We start from the raw sequence: 19,524 nt of genomic DNA, 5'->3' as shown, positions 1-19,524 counted from the left end.
GGCATGGCAAGATTTTTCATCGACCGGCCCATCTTTGCGTGGGTGATCGCGCTCTTCATCATGGTGATGGGCGCGGTGTCCATCACCCAGCTGCCGATCGCGCAGTACCCACCGGTGGCGCCCCCGTCCATCGTCATCAACGCCACCTACCCCGGTGCTTCGGCCCAGACGCTGGAAGACAGCGTGTTGTCGGTCATCGAGCAGGAAATGAACGGCTCGCCCGGCCTGATCTACATGGAAGCCGTGGCCCAGGCCAACGGCACCGGCAGCATCACGCTGAGCTTCGAGCCCGGCACCAACGCCGACCTGGCGCAGGTGGACGTGCAGAACCGCCTCTCGCGGGCCACGCCGCGCCTGCCCTCGGCGGTGACGCAGCAGGGTGTGCGCGTGGACAAGTCGCGCAACAACTTCCTGCTGTTCACGATCCTCTCCAGCGACGACCCGGCCTGGGACCCGGTGGCCCTGGGCGACTACGCCTCGCGCAGCATCGTGCCCGAGCTGCAGCGCCTGCCTGGCGTGGGCCAGGCCCAGCTGTTCGGCACCGAGCGCGCCATGCGGGTCTGGATCGATCCGGCCAAGCTGCTGGGCTTCAACCTGAGCGCGGCCGACGTGACCAACGCCATCCGCGCCCAGAACGCGCAGGTGTCGGCCGGTGAAATCGGCGCGCTGCCAAACGTGGCGGGCCAGAGCATCGCCGCCACCGTGGTGGTCAACGGCCAGCTCGCCAGCGTGGAGCAGTTCGGCAACATCGTGCTGCGCGCCAGCGCCGACGGCGCCAGTGTGCGCCTGAAAGACGTGGCCCGCATCGAGCTCGGCGCCCAGGCCTATGCCACCTCGGCGCGCCTGAACGGCAAGCCGTCCACCGGCATCGGCGTGCAGCTCTCGCCCAGCGGCAATGCGCTGGCCACGGCCGAGGCGGTGCGCGCGAAGATGACCGAGCTGGAGCGCTTTTTCCCCAAGGGCATGTCCTGGGCCATTCCCTACGACAGCTCCAAGTTCGTGAAGATCTCCATCCAGGAAGTGGCCAAGACCCTGGCCGAGGCGGTCGCGCTGGTGTTCCTGGTGATGTTCCTGTTCCTGCAGAACTGGCGCTACACGCTGATCCCGACGCTGGTCGTTCCGGTGGCGCTGCTGGGCACCTTCGCCGGCCTGCTGGCGATGGGCTTCTCCATCAACGTGCTGACCATGTTCGGCATGGTGCTGGTGATCGGTATCGTGGTGGACGACGCCATCGTGGTGGTGGAGAACGTCGAGCGCATCATGAGCGAAGAGGGTCTGCCGCCGCTGGAAGCCACGCGCAAGGCCATGGGCCAGATCTCGGGCGCCATCATCGGCGTGACCGTGGTGCTGATCTCCGTGTTCGTGCCACTGGCCTTCTTCAGCGGCTCCGTGGGCAACATCTACCGCCAGTTCGCGGCGGTGATGGGCATGTCCATCGGCTTCTCGGCCTTCATGGCCTTGTCGCTCACGCCCGCGCTCTGCGCCACGCTGCTCAAGCAGGTAGAGGCGGGCCATGCGCACGCCAAGACCGGCTTCTTCGGTTGGTTCAACCGCGGCTTCTCGCGCACCGCCAAAGGCTACGAAGGTGGCGTGGCCAAGCTGCTGCCGCGCGCCGGCCGCACGCTGGTGATCTATGTGGCCATCGTCGCCGCCGCCGCGGTGGTCTACCTGCGTCTGCCGACCTCGTTCCTGCCCAACGAAGACCAGGGCAACCTGCTGGTGAACGTGCAACTGCCGCCGGGCGCCACGCAGGCGCGCACGCTGGAAGTGATGAAGCAGGTGGAAGGCTTCATGCTCCAGCAGCCCGAGGTGCAGAGCATGGTCGGTGTGTTGGGCTTCAGCTTTTCAGGGCAGGGTCAGAACGCCGCACTTGCTTTCGTCACGCTCAAGGACTGGTCCGAACGCTCCGGCGAAGGCAGCTCGGCCCAGGCCGTGGCCGGCCGCGCATTCGGAGCGCTCTCGGGCATCCGTGACGCGTTCATCTTCCCGCTGAGCCCGCCGCCCATTCCCGAGCTCGGCGCCTCGTCGGGCTTCAGCTTCCGGCTGCAGGACCGTGCGGGTCGGGGCCACAACGCGCTGCTGGCCGCGCGCAACCAGATGCTGGGCATGGCCTCGCAGAGCAAGCTGCTCACCCAAGTGCGCCCGGACGGCCTGGAAGATGCACCGCAGCTGCAGATCGACATCGACCGCGACAAGGCCAACGCCCAGGGCGTCGGGTTCGACGCGATCAACAGCGCCATCGGCACCGCGCTGGGCTCCAGCTACGTCAACGACTTCCCCAACGCGGGTCGTCTGCAGCGGGTGGTGGTGCAGGCCGATGCCCTGGCGCGCATGCAGCCCGAGGACCTGTTGCGCATCAACGTGCTCAACAGCAAGGCGCAGGCGGTGCCGCTGTCGGCCTTCGCCACCACACGCTGGGTCACCGGCCCGATGCAGACCGTGCGCTACAACGGCTACCCGTCCATGCGCATCAGCGGCAGCGCCGCGCCGGGCGTGAGCACCGGCCAGGCCATGGCCGAGATGGAGGCGCTGGCGGCGAAGTTGCCGCAAGGCTTCGGTTTTGAGTGGACCGGTCAGTCGCGCGAGGAAAAGCTCGCGGGCTCGCAGGCGCTGATCCTCTACGGCTTCGCGGTCCTGGCGGTGTTCCTCTGTCTGGCCGCGCTGTACGAGAGCTGGAGCATTCCGCTGTCGGTGGTGCTGGTGGTGCCGCTGGGTGTGCTGGGCGTGCTGCTGGCCACGCTGCTGCGGGGCTACTCGAACGACGTGTACTTCCAGGTCGGCCTGATCACCATCATCGGCCTGTCGGCGAAGAACGCGATCCTGATCATCGAGTTCGCCAAGGACCTGCAGGCCCAGGGCAAGGGCGTGATCGAGGCGGCGCTCGCGGCGGCGCACCTGCGGTTCCGTCCCATCATCATGACCTCGCTGGCGTTCACGCTGGGCGTGTTGCCCCTGGCCCTGTCGGGCGGCGCGGGCTCGGCCAGCCAGCGGGCCATCGGCACCGGCGTGATCGGCGGCATGCTCACGGGCACGGTGCTGGCGGTGGTGTTCGTACCGATCTTCTTTGTGGTGGTGCGCTCCCTGTTCAAGGGCAGCGATCGCCAGCACCGGCGGGAAGCTGAAGAGGCCGAACACCATGGTGTGCATTGATATGGAACACCCCCGCCGCGCTTCGCGCGACCCCCTCAAGGGGGCGGCACTGTCCGTCCGGCAAAGCCGGCCCGGCGGTGCCCTGGATGGCGCTTCTTCTTTCGTTGCGTCGTGTCTTTCTCGATATGCGTTGGAGCCACTGACATGATTTCTTCTCTCAATTTGCGCAGCAGCGCCCTGGCCCTGGCGGCTCTGGCGCTGTCTGGCTGCTCTTTCATTCCCACCTACGAACGGCCGGCCGCTCCGGTGGCCGCCGACTGGCCCGGCGCCGTGCCCGGCGGTGCGGCGGGCTCGCCCGCGGCGGCCGAGATCGCCTGGTCCGACTTCGTCACCGATGCGCGGCTGCGCGAAATCATCGGCCTGGCGATCCAGAACAACCGCGACCTGCGGGTGGCGGTGCTCAACATCGAGCAGGTGCGGGCGCAGTACCAGATCCGCCGTGCCGACCGCTTCCCCACGCTGAACCTGGCCGCCACCGGCAACCGCCAGACCAGCACCGACGACAGCATCACCAGCGTCTACACCGCCGGGCTCGCCATGAGCAGCTGGGAGCTCGACTTCTTTGGCCGCGTGGCCAGCCTCAAAGAGGTGGCGCTGGCGCAGTACCTGGCCAGCGAAGAGGCGCGCAAGGCGGCGCAGACCAGTCTGGTGGCGTCGGTCGCCAGCACCTGGCTGAGCCTGCAGGCCAGCGACGAGCTGCTCGCGCTCACGCAGCGCACCCTGGCCACGCGCCAGGATTCGCTGCGCCTGACCAAGCTGCGCTTTGACAACGGTGCGGCCTCGGCGCTCGACCTGCGCCAGGCCGAGTCGCTGACCGCGGCGGCCGAGTCCGCGCTGGCCCAGCAGCAGCGCCAGCGCGCGCTGGACCTCAACGCGCTCACCCTGCTCGTGGGGCAGCCGCTGCCGGCGCCGCTCGCCGATCCCGCGAGAGAAGCGGTCACCACGCAGTCGCTGTTCCGCGATGTGCCCGCCGGTCTGCCCTCGGACCTGCTCACCCGCCGTGCCGACATCCGCCAGGCCGAACAGCAGCTGATCGGCGCCAACGCCAACATCGGCGCGGCGCGCGCGGCCTTCTTCCCGCGCATCTCGCTCACCGCCAGCGTGGGCTCGGCCAGCAGCGAACTCTCGGGTCTGTTCAAGGACGGCTCCTGGGGCTTCACGCTGGCGCCGCAGGCGCTGCTGCCCATCTTCGATGCGGGCCGCAACCAGGCCGGCCTGGCGTCGGCCAAAGCGGGCCGCGAGATCGCGGTGGCGCAGTACGAGAAGGCGATCCAGACGGCGTTTCGCGAGGTCGCCGATGCGCTGGCCGGGCGCGCCACGCTGGGCGAACAGCTGCGCGCCCAGCAGGCCCAGGCCACGGCCGAGGCCGAGCGCTTCCGCCTGGCCGAGCTGCGCTACCGCAACGGCGTGGCCAGTTTCCTCGACGTGCTCGATGCGCAGCGCTCCCTGTTCGCCACCCAGCAGGCCCTGACACAGACCCGCCTGGTGCAACAGCAGAACCAGGTCGCGCTCTACAAGGCGCTCGGCGGAGGCTATTGATCGGGCCTCTCCGAAGCGAAGTGCCCGACGCAGCACACACCGCGGAACCGGCTTTGCCGGGCCGCTGGTGTGGTCCCCTGGGGGAAGTCGCGCAGCGGCGCAGGGAGGTCAAACGCTGGGCAAATCGTAAAAACGCATGATGTAGTCCCAAGCCGCCTGCGGGTCGTCCACGTACTGAAACAGCTGCAGGTCCTCGGGTGCGATCATGCCTTCCTCGACCAGCACGTCCAGGTTGATCAGGCGCTTCCAGTGTTCGCTGCCGAACAGCACGATGGGCACCGGCTTGGCCTTCTTGCACTGCACCAGGGTGATCACCTCGAACAGCTCGTCCAGCGTGCCGAAGCCGCCGGGGAAGGCCACCAGCGCCTTGGCGCGCATCATGAAATGCATCTTGCGCAGCGCGAAGTAGTGGAACTTGAAGCTGAGCTCGGGTGAGATGTAGGGGTTTGCCGACTGTTCGTGGGGCAGGGCGATGTTCAGCCCCACGTTGAGTGCGCCCTCGTCGTGGGCGCCGCGGCTGGCCGCTTCCATGATGCCGGGGCCGCCGCCGGTGCAGATGAACAACTGGTCTTCCTTCGGGCAGCGGGCGCTGTAGCGCGCCACGATGCGACCGAACTCGCGCGCATGTTCGTAGTGGCGGGCGTTGCGCACCATGGCGCGGGCGCGTGCCACGGCCTGGGGGTCGCCGCTGGACTCGGCGTCGATCATGCGTGCCCGGGCGATCTCGGGCTCGTGCACGCGCGCGCTGCCAAACACCACGATGGTGTTTTCAATGCCCAGATCGCGCTGGGCCAGGTCGGGCTTGAGCATTTCCAGCTGGAAGCGGATGCCGCGGGTCTCGCGGCGCAGCAGGAATTCGGGGTCGGCAAAGGCCAAACGGTAGGCGTCGGCCTGCAGCGGATGGCCTTCGCTGGCGTGCGACTGCAGTTCGGCCCAGGCATCGGCCAGGCGGCGTTCTTTCAGGTCTTGGGTGGCTTCCATGGGGGCTCCTTGTTGCATGTGTTGGATTGTCTGTCCTGTCGCCCGGCACCCCGGGGCGGCTCAAAGGCCGATGGCCAGCGCCAGTGGCACGAAGGCCACGGCCAGTGCGTTGCCGAGCATGATCATCGCCCCCACCTTGTCGGGTTCCTGGTGGTAACGGTCCGCCAGCATGAACTGCATCACCGCCGGCGGCAAGGCCGCGAACAGCAGCAACTGGCCACGCGCGGCGCCCTCCAGCCCCAGCGCCCAGGCCAGCGGAATGCCGATGGCCAGCCCGATCAGCGGCCGCGCCAGCGCGCCCAGCAGACCAAGAGCCAGGCCGTTGCGGGTCAGGGCCGTGAGCCGCACGCCGAGCGCGAACAGCATCATGGGCAGCATCGCGTCGCCCAGCAGCTTCAGGCCGGACAACACCACCTCGGGCGGGCGCAGGTCGGCCAGGGCGCTGACGAAGCCGAGCGCGGTGGCGATCATCAGCGGGCTGGTGAGCAGGTCGCGGGTGCGGGCGTGGCTGCTGGTGATGCGCGCGCCGAGCGAGAAGTGGAACAGGTTGCTGACCGAGAACAGCGCCACGGCGGCGCCGAAGTGCGCCGGCCCAAAGGCCAGCAGGGCCAGGGGCAGGCCCATGTTGCCGCAGTTGTTGAACATCACCACCGGCACCAGGGTGCGTGGCTGCGCGCCACAGGCGCGGGCCAGCGGCCAGGCCAGCAGCCCGCTGCCGAGGATCAGCACCGTGCCCCCGATCAGCAGCGGCACGTGTTCGGCGAGGTGGAAGTCGCGCGAGGCCAGCGCCGAATACACCAGCATGGGGGCCAGCACATCGAGCGCGATGCGGTTGAATGCCGTGAGGTCGGGCCGCTGGCGGCGCGCATAACCGTAGCCGATGGCCACGATCAGGAACACCGGGATGATGACGTCGGCGATACGGGTGATGAGGTCCATGTGGGCCTTGATGAAAGCGAAAAGGCTCCCGCAGGAGCCTTTTCAACGAACCGGTTCGATATCCGTTTTCCGCGGCACCGGAGCGCCACCCGCGGCGCGGGGGGTGTTTCGCTTCAGACGCGCTTGCGGTATTCGCCGGTGCGGGTGTCGATTTCGATGCGGTCGCCCTGGGCCACGAACAGCGGTACGGAGATTTCGAAACCGGTGGCGATCTTGGCGGGCTTGAGCACCTTGCCGGACGTGTCGCCCTTGACGGCGGGCTCGGTCCAGGTGATTTCGCGCTCGACGCTGGTGGGCAGTTCGACCGAGATGGCCTTGCCGTCGTAGAACACCACTTCAACGGCCATGCCGTCTTCCAGGTAGTTCAGGGCGTCGCCCATGTTTTCGGCTTCGACTTCGTACTGGTTGTAGTCGGCGTCCATGCAGACGTACATCGGGTCGGCGAAGTAGGAGTAGGTGCAATCCTTCTTGTCCAGAATGATCTGGTCCATCTTGTCGTCGGCCCGGCAGACCACTTCGGTGGCCATGTTGTTGAGCAGGGCCTTGAGCTTCAGGCGCACCGTGGCCGCACCACGGCCACCGCGGGCGTATTCGGTTTTCAGGACGATCATCGGGTCCTTGCCGTGCATGATCACATTGCCGGCGCGGAGTTCTTGAGCGATTTTCATAAGGATTCCAACGGTTGGGCCGCTTGTTCCTGTCGGGACCGAAGGACCCGGGAACGGTGCTGATGGCTGCGATCTGTGCGGCGAGGCAGATGGCGGGAGGAAAAGGCCGTTTCGGTAACCCGGACCAGTTTTCCGCAAAGCCTTGAATTTTATCGCTTTTCGGCGACGAATCCGAGCAGCTGGGTTGTCAGGTCGGTCTGGTCCAGCAGACGCTGGCGGGCCGCTTCGGCGCAGGCACGCCAACTATCCACCACGGACCAGCCGGGCCAGACAGCGCCCGTCGCGGTTTCGATGCCGTTCCAGACGCGGTGAAACGTCCGCAACGAGGGCGGTGCCTGCAGCCAGTCGAGAAAGGCTTCGAGCTTGGCGTGGTGGGCGTCGTCGTGTTGCGGGTAGATGTGCCAGACGAAGGGGCGGCCGGCCCAGAGCGCGCGCACCAGTGAGTCTTCGCCGCGTACGAGATTGAGGTCGCAGCTCCAGAGCAGGTGGTCGTAGTCGCGCTGGGTCAGGGCGGGGAGGGTGTGCAGCCTGCAGCCGGGCTCTGGCTCCCCGCACTCGGACACCGCAGCGGCCACCGCCAGTGAGGCCCGACCCGACGTGACCAGCCAGTCGCTGGCCTGCGCGTCCTGGCTCGCCTGCCTCAGGACCACGGGCAGGGCGCTGGGTTCGTAGCAAAACAGGCTCACGCGGCGCGCGGCGGCCAGCGGCAACGCCCGCGAGCGCAGCCAGGTGGGTGCGTCAAAGGCCGCCTGTCGGGCGGTCAGATCGGCCTCGCGCAGCAGACCGCCGGTGGCGGGCGTGAAGCCTGGGTAGAAAAACCACGTGGTCAGGCCCTTGAGCGGCCCGCTCATGATGGGCGATGGCAGTCGGTGCGAACGCTCCACATAGGACTCGGCGCTCATGTACTCCAGGTTGAGCCAGACCGGCGGCCGCTGCCCCAGAAGCAGGGCGGCGGCAAGGTGGTCCTTGATTTCCGGTGGCAGATGGCAGCCGAAGGTCTCGACCCAGACGTCGGCCACGGGCAGGCTGGCGGGCAGCGCCGGTGGCAGCGGCTGCGTCCAGTGCAGCACCTGGATGCCCGGCACCTGGCCCTGCAGTGCGCCGGGCACCATCCACGTCAGGTGTTCGGGCTGGTCGATCCACAGCCGCACCTGGTGGCCACGTGAGGCCAAGTCCGCGCAGAAGCGCCAGCACACGCCCGCGTCGCCCAGGTTGTCGATGACCTGGCAGAAAACGTCCCAGTGCAGGGAGGGGAGCGGGCGGTGGGTGGACGGGTCGTTTGTTGACATGGGCGTGATCTTGCCACCGGCCGGCGCTGCGGGCGGCGGGTGCGCCGTTCACAATACCGCCCATGTCCCGACCCGAATCCGATGCACCGCATTCCGAACAACTGCTGAGCGAAGTGGCGGCCCTGCCGGGCCTGCCGGGCGTCTACCGCTATTTCGATGCGCAGGGCCAGTTGCTCTACGTGGGCAAGGCGCGCAATCTGAAAAAGCGGGTGGCGAGCTATTTCCAGAAGAACCACGACGGCACGCGCATCGGCCACATGGTGAGCAAGATCGTGCGCATGGAGACCACGGTGGTGCGCTCCGAGGCCGAGGCGCTGCTGCTGGAAAACAACCTCATCAAGACGCTGGCGCCGAAGTTCAACATCCTGTTTCGCGACGACAAGAGCTACCCCTATCTGAAGATCACCGGCACGCGTGAGACCTTCCGCACCGCGGGCCGCCAGCCGCCGCCCTCGCTCGCGTTTCCGCGCATGGCCTACTACCGCGGCGTGGTGGACCGGCGCCACAGCTACTACGGCCCATACCCCAGCGCCTGGGCGGTGAAGGAGTCGATCACGCTGCTGCAGAAGGTGTTCCGGCTGCGCACCTGCGAAGACACGGTGTTCGCCAACCGCACCCGGCCCTGCCTGCTGTACCAGATCAAGCGCTGCAGCGGCCCCTGCGTGGACCTGATCGACAGCGAGGCCTACGCGCGCGACGTGGCCGATGCCGAGCGCTTCCTGCGCGGCGAAACGCAGGCTGTGCTCGACACGCTGGAGCAGCGCATGATGGCGCACGCCGAGAAGCTCGAATTCGAGCAGGCCGCCGAACTGCGCAACCAGATCACGGCGCTCTCGCGCGTGTTGCACCAGCAGGCGGTGGACAACGTGTCGGACCAGGACGTGGACGTGCTGGCGGTGAAGGTGCAGGGCGGTCGCGCCTGCGTGAACCTGGCCATGATCCGCGGCGGGCGCCACCTGGGCGACCGGCCGTACTTTCCCACCCACGTGGAAGACGCCACCGCCATCGACAGCCTGATGAGCGACGACGAGACCGCCGAGGCGCCGCCCGTCGACCCCGCCGAGCGCGTGGCGATCCAGGTTCTGGAAGCCTTCATCGCCCAGCACTATCTGGGCGTGGCCATGCCGCACACCCTGGTGACCAGCCACCCCGTGGGCCGGCCGTTGCTGGACGCGCTCACCGAGCAGATCGGCGCCAAGGTCAATGCCGTGCATCACCCGCGTGAGCACCGCCGCATCTGGCTGGAGATGGCGCAGAAAAACGCCGACATCGCGCTGGCGCGGCTGTTGGCCGAAGAGGGCTCGCAACAGGCCCGCACCCGCGCCCTGGCCGATGCATTGAACCTGCCCGACGACCAGCTCGATGCGCTGCGCATCGAGTGCTTCGACATCTCGCACACCGCGGGCGAATCGACCCAGGCCTCGTGCGTGGTGTTCGAGGCCCACAAGATGCAGAACAGCCAGTACCGCCGTTACAAGATCGAAGGCATCACGCCCGGCGACGACTACGCCGCCATGCGCCAGGTGCTGCTGCGGCGCTACGGCAAGATCGCCGAGGCGCTGCGGGCGGAAGACGCTGCGCCAGCCGCCCCCCAGCCGGCGGCGGTCGATCCCGCCGCGGCCGACCCGGTCCCGGCCGTTGCCCCAGCGCCTGTGGACGGGGCCACCGCAGCGACCAGTGCGCCGGACGATGTCGCCGCCACCGAACCCTCGGTCGAGTCCGTCGCCGGCCCGCGCATGCCCGACCTGGTGCTGGTGGATGGCGGCAAGGGTCAGGTGAGCATGGCGCGCGAGGTGTTCCAGCAGCTCGGCCTGGACCTCTCGCTCATCGTGGGCGTGGAAAAAGGCGAGGGTCGCAAGGTGGGGCTTGAAGAGCTGGTGTTTGCCGACGGCCGCGAGAAGGTGTACCTGGGCCACGACTCGGCCGCGCTGATGCTGGTGGCCCAGATCCGCGACGAAGCGCACCGCTTTGCCATCACGGGCATGCGCGCCCAGCGCGCCAAGGTGCGCACCGGTGGCAGCCGGCTCGAAGACATTCCCGGCGTGGGGCCGAAAAAACGGGCCCGTCTGCTGCAGCGTTTTGGTGGCGTGCGCGGCGTGGCCTCCGCCAGCGTGGACGACCTCTGCACGGTGGAAGGCATCTCCACCGAACTGGCCGATGCCATCTACCGGGCGCTGCACTGAACCGGGTTTCGGAGATGGCCTGCCAGGCGGCAAAACCCCCGTGACGATTCGCGCGGGTGGCGCTCCGCCATAATCGCGGCATGTTCTTCAACCTTCCCACCCTGCTGACCTGGGCGCGCATCGTCGCCATCCCGCTGATCATCGGGGTGTTCTATCTGGAAGGCATGAACCCGGCACGGCAGAACCTGATCGCCACGGTGATGTTTGTGGTGTTCGCTGCCACCGACTGGGCCGACGGCTTTCTGGCGCGCAAGCTCAACCAGACCTCGGCCTTCGGCGCTTTCCTGGACCCCGTGGCCGACAAGTTCCTGGTCTGTGCCAGCCTGCTGGTGCTGGTGCATCTGGAGCGGGCCGACGTGTTCGTGGCGCTCATCATCATCGGCCGCGAAATCGCCATTTCTTCCCTGCGCGAGTGGATGGCCATCATCGGCGCGACCAAGAGCGTGGCGGTGCACATGATCGGCAAGCTCAAGACCACGGTGCAGATGACAGCGATCCCCTTCCTGCTGTTCAACGGCAAGCTGTTCGGGGTGATCGACACACATCTGTGGGGCACCTGGCTGATCTGGATCTCGGCGGTGCTGACCGTCTGGTCCATGGTGTATTACCTGCAAAAAGCCCTGCCGGAAATCCGCGCCCGTTCGCACTGAGCGCGCCCGCGCGCTTCTCCCCCATGACATCTCCCGTGCAAGACAACGCGTGGCTGCGCGCCATGCCCTGGGTGTTCGTGCTGATCTGGAGCACCGGCTTCATCGTGGCGCGCTACGGCATGCCACACGCGCCGCCCATGAAGTTCCTGGCGGTGCGTTATGCACTCTCCATCCTGTGCTTCCTGCCCTGGATCTGGTTCGCCGGGGTCCGGTGGCCGAAGAGCCGCGCCCAGTGGCTGCACCTGTTGGTCACCGGGGTGCTGATGCACGCGGGCTACCTCGGTGGTGTCTGGGCCGCGGTCAAGGCCGGCATGGGTTCGGGTCTGTCTGCGTTGATCGTCGGCATCCAGCCGGTGCTCACCGCGGTCTGGCTCAGTTCCATGGGAGGCCCCGGTTCCCACGTGTCGCGCCGCCAGTGGGTCGGTCTGCTGCTGGGCTTTGCCGGCCTGGTGCTGGTGGTCTTGCGCAAGTTCGGCGCGGGCGGGCCGGGCGACCAGGCCAATTGGCTCAACCTCTGTTTTGCCGTGATGGCGCTGTTCGCCATCACCACCGGCACGCTGTACCAGAAGCGTTTCGTGCAGCCCTGCGACGTGCGCAGCGCCAACACCGTACAGCTGATCGCGGCGCTGGTGGTGACGCTGCCGCTGGCGTTGCTGGAGACCGAGGCCATGCGCTGGAACGCCGAGCTGGCCGGCGCCATGGCCTGGTCGGTGCTGGGGCTCACACTGGGCGGCAGTTCGCTGCTCTACATGCTGATCCAGCGTGGCGCGGCGGCCTCGGTCACCAGTCTGATGTACCTGGTGCCGCCCTGTACGGCGCTGATCGCCTGGGGCCTGTTCGGTGAGCCGATCACGGTGGTGACCGTGGCCGGCATCGCGCTCACCGCTTTCGGGGTGAGCCTGGTGGTGCGGCCACCCAAGCCGGTCTGAACCTCCAGGGTTCGTCGGCAAAGCGCTGCGCCAGAAAGTCGACCAGCAGCCGGATGCGCCGCGGCACCTGGGGCCGGTAGGGCGCCAGCCAATGAATGTGTGCATCGGGCATGGCGTAGGCTGGCAATACGCGCACCAGTTCGCCGCTGGCCAGTTGCGGCGCGATGTCCCACAGGCTGCGCAGCATGATGCCGTGCCCCGCCAGACACCAGTCGCGCACCATCTCACCCGAGTTGCTGGACAACGGCCCACGCACCGGCGTGTGCCGCACCGTCGATTCCCCTTCGCGTTGCAGGCGCCAGTGGTCAAAGCGCTGGCCCGGCCCGCCCCCGTTTTCCCGCACCACGAGGCAGGCGTGGTCGGCGAGGTCCTGCAACTGGCGGGGTGTGCCGTGCTGCTGGAGGTAGCGCGGCGCGGCCACCAGCACACGCTGGTTGCCCGCGAGCCGGCGCGAGACCCATTCGGTGGCCCGCTCGCCGGGCGCGTTCCAGAGCCAGATGGCGCCGTCAAAACCGTCCACCGCCAGATCGGGCAGTTGTTCGGTGAGCTGCAGCTGGACCTGGGTGCCTGGGTGGCGGGCCTGGAAGTCCGCGAGGGCGGGCCCTACCCAGAGCCGGCCGAAACCGAAGGTGGCCGCCAGGCGGATGGGGCCGGCCGGCTCGGCCTGACGTTCCCGCAGTTCGGACTCGACCTCGTCAAAGGCCCGCAGCAGGTGGACGGCGCGTTCGCACAGGGTGTCGCCCTCGGCCGTGGGGCTCACGCGCCGGGTGGTGCGCTGGAACAGGCGCAGGCCCAGGCGGGCCTCCAGCGCGGCCAGGCGTTTGGTGACCGCCGAGGGCGCCAGCTGCAGCGCCTTGGCCGCCATCACCAGGCTGCCGTGCTGGCGCACGGCGAGCACGAGTTCAAGATCGGAGCGGTCCAATTGTTTCCTTAGGAGAATGAATTGATTGCTAAATTATTGCTGCAACGGGGGCTATGCTTGCGCCCATGTTGAACGGTTTTCTGCCCCACACCGTGGACCGCGATGGCGTGCAGCTGCACACGCGCGTGGCCGGCGAGGGGCCTCCGCTGTTGTTGTTGCACGGCCATCCGCAGACCATGGCCATGTGGCACCGCGTGGCGCCCGCGCTGACCGAACGCTTCACCGTGGTGCTGATGGACCTGCGCGGCTACGGTGATTCCGCCCGCCCCGCGCCCGACGATGCGCACCAGGCCCACAGCAAACGCGAGATGGCGCGCGATGCGCTGGCGGTGATGGCGCACCACGGCTTTCGGCGCTTCGATGTGCTGGCGCACGACCGCGGCGCCCGCGTGGCCCACCGGCTCGCGGCCGACCAGCCGCAGGCGGTGCGCCGGCTGATGCTGCTCGACATCGCGCCCACCTTGGCCATGTATGCGCAGACCTCCGAGGCGTTCGCGCGGGCGTACTGGCACTGGTTCTTCCTGATCCAGCCGCCAACCCTGCCGGAGGCGCTGATCGCGTCCGACCCCGCGCGTTACGTGCGCAACGTGATGGGCAGCCGGTACGCGGGACTTGCCCCGTTCGACGCTGCGGCACTGGCCGAGTACGAACGCTGCGCCGCGCTGCCCGGCACGGCAACTTCGATCTGCGAGGACTACCGCGCCAGCGCCAGCATCGATCTCGAACACGACCGCGCCGACGTCGCGGCCGGCCATCGGCTCACGCAGCCTCTGCGCGTGTTGTGGGGCGAGCACGGCACGGTGGCGCGCTGTTTCGATGTGCTGGCGCTGTGGCGCGAGCGCGCCATCGAGGTATCGGGCCGCAGCCTGCCCTGTGGCCACTACCTGGCGGAAGAGGCCCCAGCGCTTCTGACCGCCGAAGCCTTTTCATTCTTTTCAGTGGATACCCAGGAGAACCCATGAGCAAACACCGCATCGCGGTCATCGCCGGCGACGGCATCGGCCAGGAAGTCATGCCCGAAGGCATTCGTGTGCTGGAGGCCGCGGCCTCCAAGTTCAAGATCCCGCTGCAGTTCGACCACTTCGACTTTTCGAGCTGCGACTATTTCGAAAAACACGGGAAGATGCTGCCCGACGACTGGAAGGCGCAGATCGGCGGCCACGACGCGATCTACTTTGGCGCCGTGGGCTGGCCCGACAGGGTGCCTGATCACGTCTCGCTCTGGGGCTCGCTGTTGTTGTTTCGCCGCGAGTTCGACCAATACGTCAACGTGCGTCCCGCCCGGCTCATGCCGGGCGTGACCGCGCCGGTGGTGCGCCGCGATGGCAGCCCGCGCCAGCCGGGCGAGATCGACATGGTCATCGTGCGCGAGAACACCGAAGGCGAATACAGCAGCATCGGTGGGCGCATGTACGCCGGGACCGAGCGCGAGATCGTGGTGCAGGAAACGGTGATGTCGCGCATCGGCGTGGACCGTGTGCTGCGCTACGCCTTTGAAGTGGCGCGCTCACGGCCCAAGAAGCACCTGACCAGCGCCACCAAGAGCAACGGCATCGCGATCACCATGCCTTACTGGGACGAGCGCGTGGCCGAGATGGCAAAACAGTACCCGGACGTGACCGTGGACAAGTTCCACATCGACATCCTCACCGCGCACTTCGTGCAGCGCCCCGACTTCTTCGATGTGGTCGTGGGCAGCAACCTGTTTGGCGACATCCTGTCCGACCTCGGCCCCGCCTGCACCGGCACCATCGGCATCGCGCCCAGCGCCAACCTCAACCCGACGCGCCAGCACCCTTCGCTGTTCGAACCGGTGCACGGCTCGGCGCCCGACATCGCTGGCAAAGGGATCGCCAACCCGATCGGCCAGATCTGGTGCGGCGCCATGATGCTCGACCACCTGGGCCATCGCGACGCGCACGACGCGGTGATGCGCGCCATCGAGTCGGTGCTGCAGCCGGGCAGTGGTGCGCCGCGCACGCCCGATCTGGGGGGCACGGCGGGCACCGCCGATGTGGGCCTTGCCATAGCGCAGGCGCTCGGTGCCTGACGAAGATCATGTGTGCTGCGACCCGGATGTGCCATATTTCACGCCACCGGTTTCGCAGGTGATCAAAGCGTCTAGAATCTCGCGTTCCGTTCAGGCGGCCCGTGCCGCGGTGCCAGTGCGTATTGACAGCGGGCCAGCCCCGTGGGTCTAATCACCTGGCATTGCTTCCGGTCCCGCCGCCTGACAAATACGATCTAGAGCGATCAAGGTTTTTTGCCCGCGGACGCTGCACCGTTTCTGGCAAGCAACTTGTCCATACAGATTCTTCCAATCACTTCATGAGGGGCTATTTGTGAACAAAACAGAACTCGTCGAGCACATTGCAAAGCATGCCGATATTTCCAAGGCGGCCGCAACCCGTGCGCTGGACTCCACCATCACCGCGATCCGCACCACGCTGAAAAAGGGTGGCACGGTTTCCTTGGTGGGTTTTGGTTCTTTTGCTGTGACCAAACGTCCCGCCCGCAAGGGACGCAACCCCCGCACCGGCGCTGAGATTAAAATCAAGGCCGCCAAGGTGCCGAAGTTCCGTCCGGGCAAGGCACTGAAGGATGCGCTGAACTGAAGCGCCTCCGGTTTTCCGGTGGGGTGCTTAGCTCAGTCGGTAGAGCGGCGCCCTTACAAGGCGTAGGTCGGCGGTTCGACCCCGTCAGCACCCACCACCATCGAAAAGGCGAACCCGGGTTCGCCTTTTTTGTTGTCGGCTCAGGCACTTGTCCGCCGGAGCCGACTTCCTGTTTCAGGGTTTCAAGGCATGTTCGATTCCATCCGCAATCACAAGAAGTACCTGATGGGTTTCTTGATGATTTTGATCATCCCTTCCTTTGTGCTGTTCGGCATCCAGGGCTTCACCGACTTCAATGCGCGGGGTGAACCGGTGGCCTCGGTGGATGGGCAGGACATCACCAAGACCGAATGGGACCAGGCGCACCAGGCCGAGTCGCAGCGCCTGCGCGAGGCCATGCCCACGATCGATGCCAAGCTGCTGGACAGCGATCAGGCGCGCTACGCCACGCTGGAGCGCATGGTGCGCGAACGCGTGCTGGCGACGGCGGCGCAGAAGTTCAACCTGTACACCAGCGATCAACGGCTGGCCAACGAACTGCAGGGCAATCAGATGATCGCCACGTTGCGCAAGCCCGACGGCACGCTCGACGTGGAAGCCTATCGCCAACTCGTGGGGCGCCAGGGCATGACGCCCGAGATGTTCGAAGCCCGGGTGCGCACCGACCTCTCGCAGCAACAGGTCGTGCAAGGCATTCAGGGCTCGGGTTTCGCGCCCGGCGCGCTGGCCGAGGTGTCGCTCAACGCATTCTTCGAGCGCCGGGAAGTGCGCGTGGCGCGTTTCGCCGCCAGCGACTTCGCGGCCCGCGTTTCGCCCAGCGACGCCGAGATCGAAACCTTCTACAACGCGAACCCGGCGTTGTTCCAGGCCCCCGAGCAGGCCGATGTGGAGTACCTGGTGCTTGACGCCTCGACATTGCAGCAATCGATCGTGTTGGCCGAGGCCGACGTGCGCGCCTATTACGACCAGAACGCCAGCCGCCTCTCGGGTGACGAAGAGCGCCGCGCCAGCCACATCCTGCTGAGCGTGCCGGCGGGTGCGTCGGCGGCCGACAAGGACAAGGTGCGTGAACGCGCGGCGGCCTTGTTGGTCCAGGTGCGCCAGGCACCCCAGACCTTTGCGGCGGTGGCGAAAGCCAATTCGCAGGACCCCGGCTCGGCCGCCAATGGGGGCGATCTGGACTTCTTCGCCCGTGGGGCCATGGTCAAGCCTTTTGAAGACGCGGTGTTCTCGCTCGCCAAGGGCGGCATTTCCGATCTGGTGGAAACCGAGTTCGGTTTCCACATCATCCAGCTCACCGACATCAAGGCGCCCAAGCAGCGCAGCTTTGACGAGATGCGCGCCGAGATCGAGGCCAGCCTGAAGAAAGAGCAAGCACAGAAGCAGTTCGCTGAAACCGCCGAAGCCTTCAGCAACATGGTGTACGAACAGGCCGATAGCCTGAAGCCCGCCGCCGACCGTTTCAAGCTGACGCTGCGCACCGCCAAGGGGCTGACCCGTCAACCCCGGCCCGATGCGGGTGTGTTGGCCAACGAACGCCTGCTCGGCGCCATTTTTGCCCCGGACTCGATCGAGAAAAAGCGCAACACCGAGGCCGTCGAAACCGCGTCGGGCCAACTGGCCTCGGCACGGGTCGTGCAATACACCGCCGCACGGACCCAGCCGTTGGCCGAAGTGCGTGACCGGGTGCGTGCCCTGCTGGTGGCCCAGCGTTCGGCCGAACTGGCCAAGAGCGAAGGCATGAAGCAGCTCGATGCCTGGAAAGCCGGTGGTGAAGCCACGGGCCTGGCCGCGGCACTCACGGTGTCGCGCGACAAGGCGCAGGGGCTGGCCCAGCCGGTGCTCAATGCCGCGCTCAGCGCCGATCCGCGTGCGCTGCCGGCCTGGGTCGGCGTGGACCTGGGCGATCAGGGATACGCCGTGGTGAAGGTTGAGAAGGTGTTGCCCCGCGAGACGCGGGACGCACCGGTTCTGGCGCAGGAGGTTCAGCAGTACAGCCAGTGGTGGGCATCGGCCGAGAGCCAGGCCTATTACGAGGCGCTCAAGGAGCGCTTCAAGGTGCGCATGCTGGTGCCGGAACCCGCCGCTGCGCCGGCCGCTGCGCGCTGAGTTTGAAATCGGCCCGTTCCCGCTCCGGTGGGGCGGGTTCTTCGCGCTATAATGCAAGGCTTGCGGTGGCTGTAGCTCAGTTGGTAGAGTCCAGGATTGTGATTCCTGTTGTCGTGGGTTCGAGCCCCATCAGCCACCCCATATGAATCAAGTACTTAGCCCGGTTTCGATCGGGCTTTGTCGTTTCTGAGGCCCTGAAAATTCCCACGGTGGGAATATTCGTCAGCCCAAAGCCTTCCGGTTGACCAGCTTTGTTCGGTCGTAGACCCGTGCCGTCGTGGCCTTGTTGGCGTGCAGATCGGGCAGCTCGCCGTGCTGGGCCTTGTGCACGGTGGTGTAGTGGGCGCGAAGGTCGTGGAAGGTGAAGCGCTGCTCGGCGGTGATGACCTTGTCCTTGATCGCCTTGAGTACGCAGCGCTGCCACAACGTCTTGAACCCTCGGTCGGTGTAGGCGTTGTTTCCTCGCGTCGGGAACACGTATAGGCAATCCACCCCGCGGGTGGCTCGCACAGCCTTGAGCCGGTCGATCAGGGCCTGCAGCGCCGGCGTGATGGCCACAAGCTCGATCACCTCGCCGCGCTTCTTGCCGCGCTGTTTGGCCCGCTTGGTGCGCACCACCTTGGCCGCTTCGTCGATCTGTGGCCAGGACAGATCCAGAAACTCCACGCGGCGGTTGCCGGCCAGGCTGGCGTACTCGGCCATCATCCCGATGATCTGGCGCTGCACAGTCTGTTTCTGCAGCCAGGTGAGGAACTTGGCCAGCGCGTCCACGTCGGGCACCTCGGTGCGCGGCTCGCTGCCATGCGGCTCTACACCGATTGTTGCGTTTACGGTACACACGCCCAGCTTGATACCGTGGCCGAACAGGCGCGAGAGCAAGGACTTTTCAATGTCGGCGCGCCTGGGTGCTTTGGCGCGCTCGATGTGGACGTAGCGGGCCACCGTGGGCGAGTCGATGCTGCTCATGGCCAGGTGCCCCAGCACGGGCTCGATCTGTTTCCAGGCGCTGTTGTAGTCGGTGCGGGTGGTTTCGGCCAGCTTCGTCCACCGCGTGGCGCTCTGGAACTCACCCCACACCCAGCTCAGGGTGCCGTAGTTGTCGCTCTGGCCGTTCATGTCCAGCACGCGGCGCAGCGCGGCCATTTTGTCGGTGCCCAAGTTCATCGGCTTGCCGCCGATGGGGTGGTAGCGGTAGGTGATGGTATTGCCGTCAGACCACGGCCGCGATTCCATGCGCGGCAGCAAGCCTTCCGCGCTGCTGCGGTCTCGGGTTCGAGCCATGGGCGTTCTCCTTTGCGCAGCTCAGATCAGGCCGCGACCTTCCATTTTGGCGCGTTGCCGGCGCCAGCTGTTGGTGCGCCTTGGCTGGTGACCAGGCGCCGCTCCCATTCGACCCGCGCCACCAGCGGCCTGCCGTTGGGCCGCCGCTCGACGCGCAGGCCCAGGCCGCGCAGATAGCGGCACTTGGCGTGGTTCTGCGTCAAGCCGGCGCAGATCTCGTCTATCTCTTCGTCGGTGAGGTCGGGGCGGGTGGTCATGGTCTGGCCTCC

Annotated in this window: 16 protein-coding genes and 2 tRNA genes; 11 read left to right on the top strand and 7 right to left on the bottom strand. The window is 67.0% G+C overall.

Going from position 1 to position 19,524, the window contains the following annotated elements; genetic code table 11:
* Positions 1–3 precede the first annotated feature (3 nt).
* Together AC07YZ_RS04335 and AC07YZ_RS04330 are read left to right on the top strand one after the other, a co-directional pair.
* On the top strand, positions 4–3,150 hold the full coding sequence (locus tag AC07YZ_RS04335; RefSeq protein ID WP_494793837.1) for an efflux RND transporter permease subunit: 3,147 nt from the start codon (positions 4–6) through the stop codon (positions 3,148–3,150).
* A gap of 144 nt (positions 3,151–3,294) precedes the next feature.
* A complete protein-coding gene (locus AC07YZ_RS04330) occupies positions 3,295–4,689 on the top strand; it encodes an efflux transporter outer membrane subunit (protein ID WP_494793836.1) in 1,395 nt (464 codons plus the stop codon).
* A gap of 108 nt (positions 4,690–4,797) precedes the next feature.
* On the opposite strand, the gene AC07YZ_RS04325 is transcribed toward AC07YZ_RS04330, so the two are convergent.
* The 4 genes from AC07YZ_RS04325 to earP all read right to left on the bottom strand — a co-directional run bounded on the left by AC07YZ_RS04325 (position 4,798) and on the right by earP (position 8,566).
* Positions 4,798–5,670, bottom strand: coding sequence for an LOG family protein (locus AC07YZ_RS04325; RefSeq protein ID WP_494793835.1), 873 nt, complete (start codon positions 5,668–5,670; stop codon positions 4,798–4,800).
* Positions 5,671–5,730: 60 nt separating this feature from the next.
* Positions 5,731–6,609, bottom strand: coding sequence for an AEC family transporter (locus AC07YZ_RS04320; RefSeq protein WP_494793834.1), 879 nt, complete (start codon positions 6,607–6,609; stop codon positions 5,731–5,733).
* A 113-nt stretch (positions 6,610–6,722) separates the two neighbouring features.
* Positions 6,723–7,277 carry an elongation factor P gene (gene efp / locus AC07YZ_RS04315; RefSeq protein WP_226492625.1) on the bottom strand — a complete coding sequence of 185 codons (555 nt, stop codon included), beginning with the start codon at positions 7,275–7,277 and terminating at the stop codon, positions 6,723–6,725.
* Between the two features lie 149 nt (positions 7,278–7,426).
* Positions 7,427–8,566 (bottom strand): elongation factor P maturation arginine rhamnosyltransferase EarP, encoded by a 1,140-nt coding sequence (earP, locus tag AC07YZ_RS04310; RefSeq protein ID WP_494793833.1) that lies wholly within the window; start codon positions 8,564–8,566, stop codon positions 7,427–7,429.
* A gap of 62 nt (positions 8,567–8,628) precedes the next feature.
* Between earP and uvrC the strand changes: the two genes are divergently transcribed.
* From uvrC to AC07YZ_RS04295, 3 genes are all read left to right on the top strand, one after another.
* Positions 8,629–10,749, top strand: coding sequence for an excinuclease ABC subunit UvrC (gene uvrC, locus AC07YZ_RS04305; protein WP_494793832.1), 2,121 nt, complete (start codon positions 8,629–8,631; stop codon positions 10,747–10,749).
* A gap of 80 nt (positions 10,750–10,829) precedes the next feature.
* On the top strand, positions 10,830–11,399 hold the full coding sequence (pgsA, locus tag AC07YZ_RS04300) for a CDP-diacylglycerol--glycerol-3-phosphate 3-phosphatidyltransferase (protein ID WP_226492628.1): 570 nt from the start codon (positions 10,830–10,832) through the stop codon (positions 11,397–11,399).
* A gap of 23 nt (positions 11,400–11,422) precedes the next feature.
* The gene (locus AC07YZ_RS04295; protein ID WP_494793831.1) at positions 11,423–12,328 is read left to right on the top strand and encodes a DMT family transporter; all 906 of its coding nucleotides are present in this window, start codon (positions 11,423–11,425) and stop codon (positions 12,326–12,328) included.
* On the opposite strand, the gene AC07YZ_RS04290 is transcribed toward AC07YZ_RS04295, so the two are convergent.
* A complete protein-coding gene (locus tag AC07YZ_RS04290; protein WP_494793830.1) occupies positions 12,279–13,250 on the bottom strand; it encodes a LysR family transcriptional regulator in 972 nt (323 codons plus the stop codon). The two genes, AC07YZ_RS04295 and AC07YZ_RS04290, sit on opposite strands and share 50 nt — an antisense overlap.
* A gap of 65 nt (positions 13,251–13,315) precedes the next feature.
* Here AC07YZ_RS04290 and AC07YZ_RS04285 point away from each other — a divergent pair, with 65 nt between their 5' ends.
* The 6 genes from AC07YZ_RS04285 (at position 13,316) to AC07YZ_RS04260 (ending at position 18,115) form a co-directional block, all read left to right on the top strand.
* Positions 13,316–14,212 (top strand): alpha/beta fold hydrolase, encoded by an 897-nt coding sequence (locus tag AC07YZ_RS04285; protein WP_494793829.1) that lies wholly within the window; start codon positions 13,316–13,318, stop codon positions 14,210–14,212.
* Positions 14,209–15,300, top strand: a complete 1,092-nt coding sequence (locus AC07YZ_RS04280) for a tartrate dehydrogenase (RefSeq protein WP_494793828.1) — start codon at positions 14,209–14,211, stop codon at positions 15,298–15,300. Before AC07YZ_RS04285 ends, AC07YZ_RS04280 begins: the two co-directional genes overlap by 4 nt.
* 292 nt (positions 15,301–15,592) lie before the next feature.
* The gene (locus AC07YZ_RS04275) at positions 15,593–15,865 is read left to right on the top strand and encodes an HU family DNA-binding protein (protein ID WP_066158910.1); all 273 of its coding nucleotides are present in this window, start codon (positions 15,593–15,595) and stop codon (positions 15,863–15,865) included.
* Between the two features lie 21 nt (positions 15,866–15,886).
* A tRNA-Val gene (locus AC07YZ_RS04270) sits at positions 15,887–15,962 on the top strand.
* A gap of 92 nt (positions 15,963–16,054) precedes the next feature.
* Positions 16,055–17,974 (top strand): SurA N-terminal domain-containing protein, encoded by a 1,920-nt coding sequence (locus tag AC07YZ_RS04265; protein WP_494793827.1) that lies wholly within the window; start codon positions 16,055–16,057, stop codon positions 17,972–17,974.
* Positions 17,975–18,039: 65 nt separating this feature from the next.
* Positions 18,040–18,115, top strand: a tRNA-His gene (locus AC07YZ_RS04260).
* An 81-nt stretch (positions 18,116–18,196) separates the two neighbouring features.
* Here AC07YZ_RS04260 and AC07YZ_RS04255 read toward each other — a convergent pair.
* Both AC07YZ_RS04255 and AC07YZ_RS04250 read right to left on the bottom strand, forming a co-directional pair.
* Positions 18,197–19,255: a tyrosine-type recombinase/integrase gene (locus AC07YZ_RS04255; RefSeq protein ID WP_494793826.1), complete on the bottom strand. Its 1,059-nt coding sequence runs from the start codon at positions 19,253–19,255 to the stop codon at positions 18,197–18,199.
* A gap of 26 nt (positions 19,256–19,281) precedes the next feature.
* Positions 19,282–19,512 carry a DUF4224 domain-containing protein gene (locus AC07YZ_RS04250; RefSeq protein WP_494793825.1) on the bottom strand — a complete coding sequence of 77 codons (231 nt, stop codon included), beginning with the start codon at positions 19,510–19,512 and terminating at the stop codon, positions 19,282–19,284.
* Between the last annotated feature and the right edge of the window lie 12 nt (positions 19,513–19,524).

The sequence above is a fragment of the Hydrogenophaga sp. GW101-3F08 genome (assembly GCF_059424585.1).
The sequence above is the reverse complement of the archived record's forward strand: the minus strand, read 5'-3'. Positions and strand labels throughout refer to the sequence as shown.

Bases quoted from the DNA above. Each gene is read 5' to 3' on its own strand.
- AC07YZ_RS04255 (WP_494793826.1), bottom strand. From the start codon at position 19,255: ATGGCTCGAACCCGAGACCGCAGCAGCGCGGAAGGCTTGCTGCCGCGC.
- AC07YZ_RS04330 (WP_494793836.1), top strand. From the start codon at position 3,295: ATGATTTCTTCTCTCAATTTGCGCAGCAGCGCCCTGGCCCTGGCGGCT.
- AC07YZ_RS04280 (WP_494793828.1), top strand. From the start codon at position 14,209: ATGAGCAAACACCGCATCGCGGTCATCGCCGGCGACGGCATCGGCCAG.
- AC07YZ_RS04325 (WP_494793835.1), bottom strand. From the start codon at position 5,670: ATGGAAGCCACCCAAGACCTGAAAGAACGCCGCCTGGCCGATGCCTGG.
- earP (WP_494793833.1), bottom strand. From the start codon at position 8,566: ATGTCAACAAACGACCCGTCCACCCACCGCCCGCTCCCCTCCCTGCAC.
- AC07YZ_RS04295 (WP_494793831.1), top strand. From the start codon at position 11,423: ATGACATCTCCCGTGCAAGACAACGCGTGGCTGCGCGCCATGCCCTGG.
- efp (WP_226492625.1), bottom strand. From the start codon at position 7,277: ATGAAAATCGCTCAAGAACTCCGCGCCGGCAATGTGATCATGCACGGC.
- AC07YZ_RS04320 (WP_494793834.1), bottom strand. From the start codon at position 6,609: ATGGACCTCATCACCCGTATCGCCGACGTCATCATCCCGGTGTTCCTG.
- uvrC (WP_494793832.1), top strand. From the start codon at position 8,629: ATGTCCCGACCCGAATCCGATGCACCGCATTCCGAACAACTGCTGAGC.
- AC07YZ_RS04250 (WP_494793825.1), bottom strand. From the start codon at position 19,512: ATGACCACCCGCCCCGACCTCACCGACGAAGAGATAGACGAGATCTGC.
- pgsA (WP_226492628.1), top strand. From the start codon at position 10,830: ATGTTCTTCAACCTTCCCACCCTGCTGACCTGGGCGCGCATCGTCGCC.
- AC07YZ_RS04335 (WP_494793837.1), top strand. From the start codon at position 4: ATGGCAAGATTTTTCATCGACCGGCCCATCTTTGCGTGGGTGATCGCG.
- AC07YZ_RS04265 (WP_494793827.1), top strand. From the start codon at position 16,055: ATGTTCGATTCCATCCGCAATCACAAGAAGTACCTGATGGGTTTCTTG.
- AC07YZ_RS04285 (WP_494793829.1), top strand. From the start codon at position 13,316: ATGTTGAACGGTTTTCTGCCCCACACCGTGGACCGCGATGGCGTGCAG.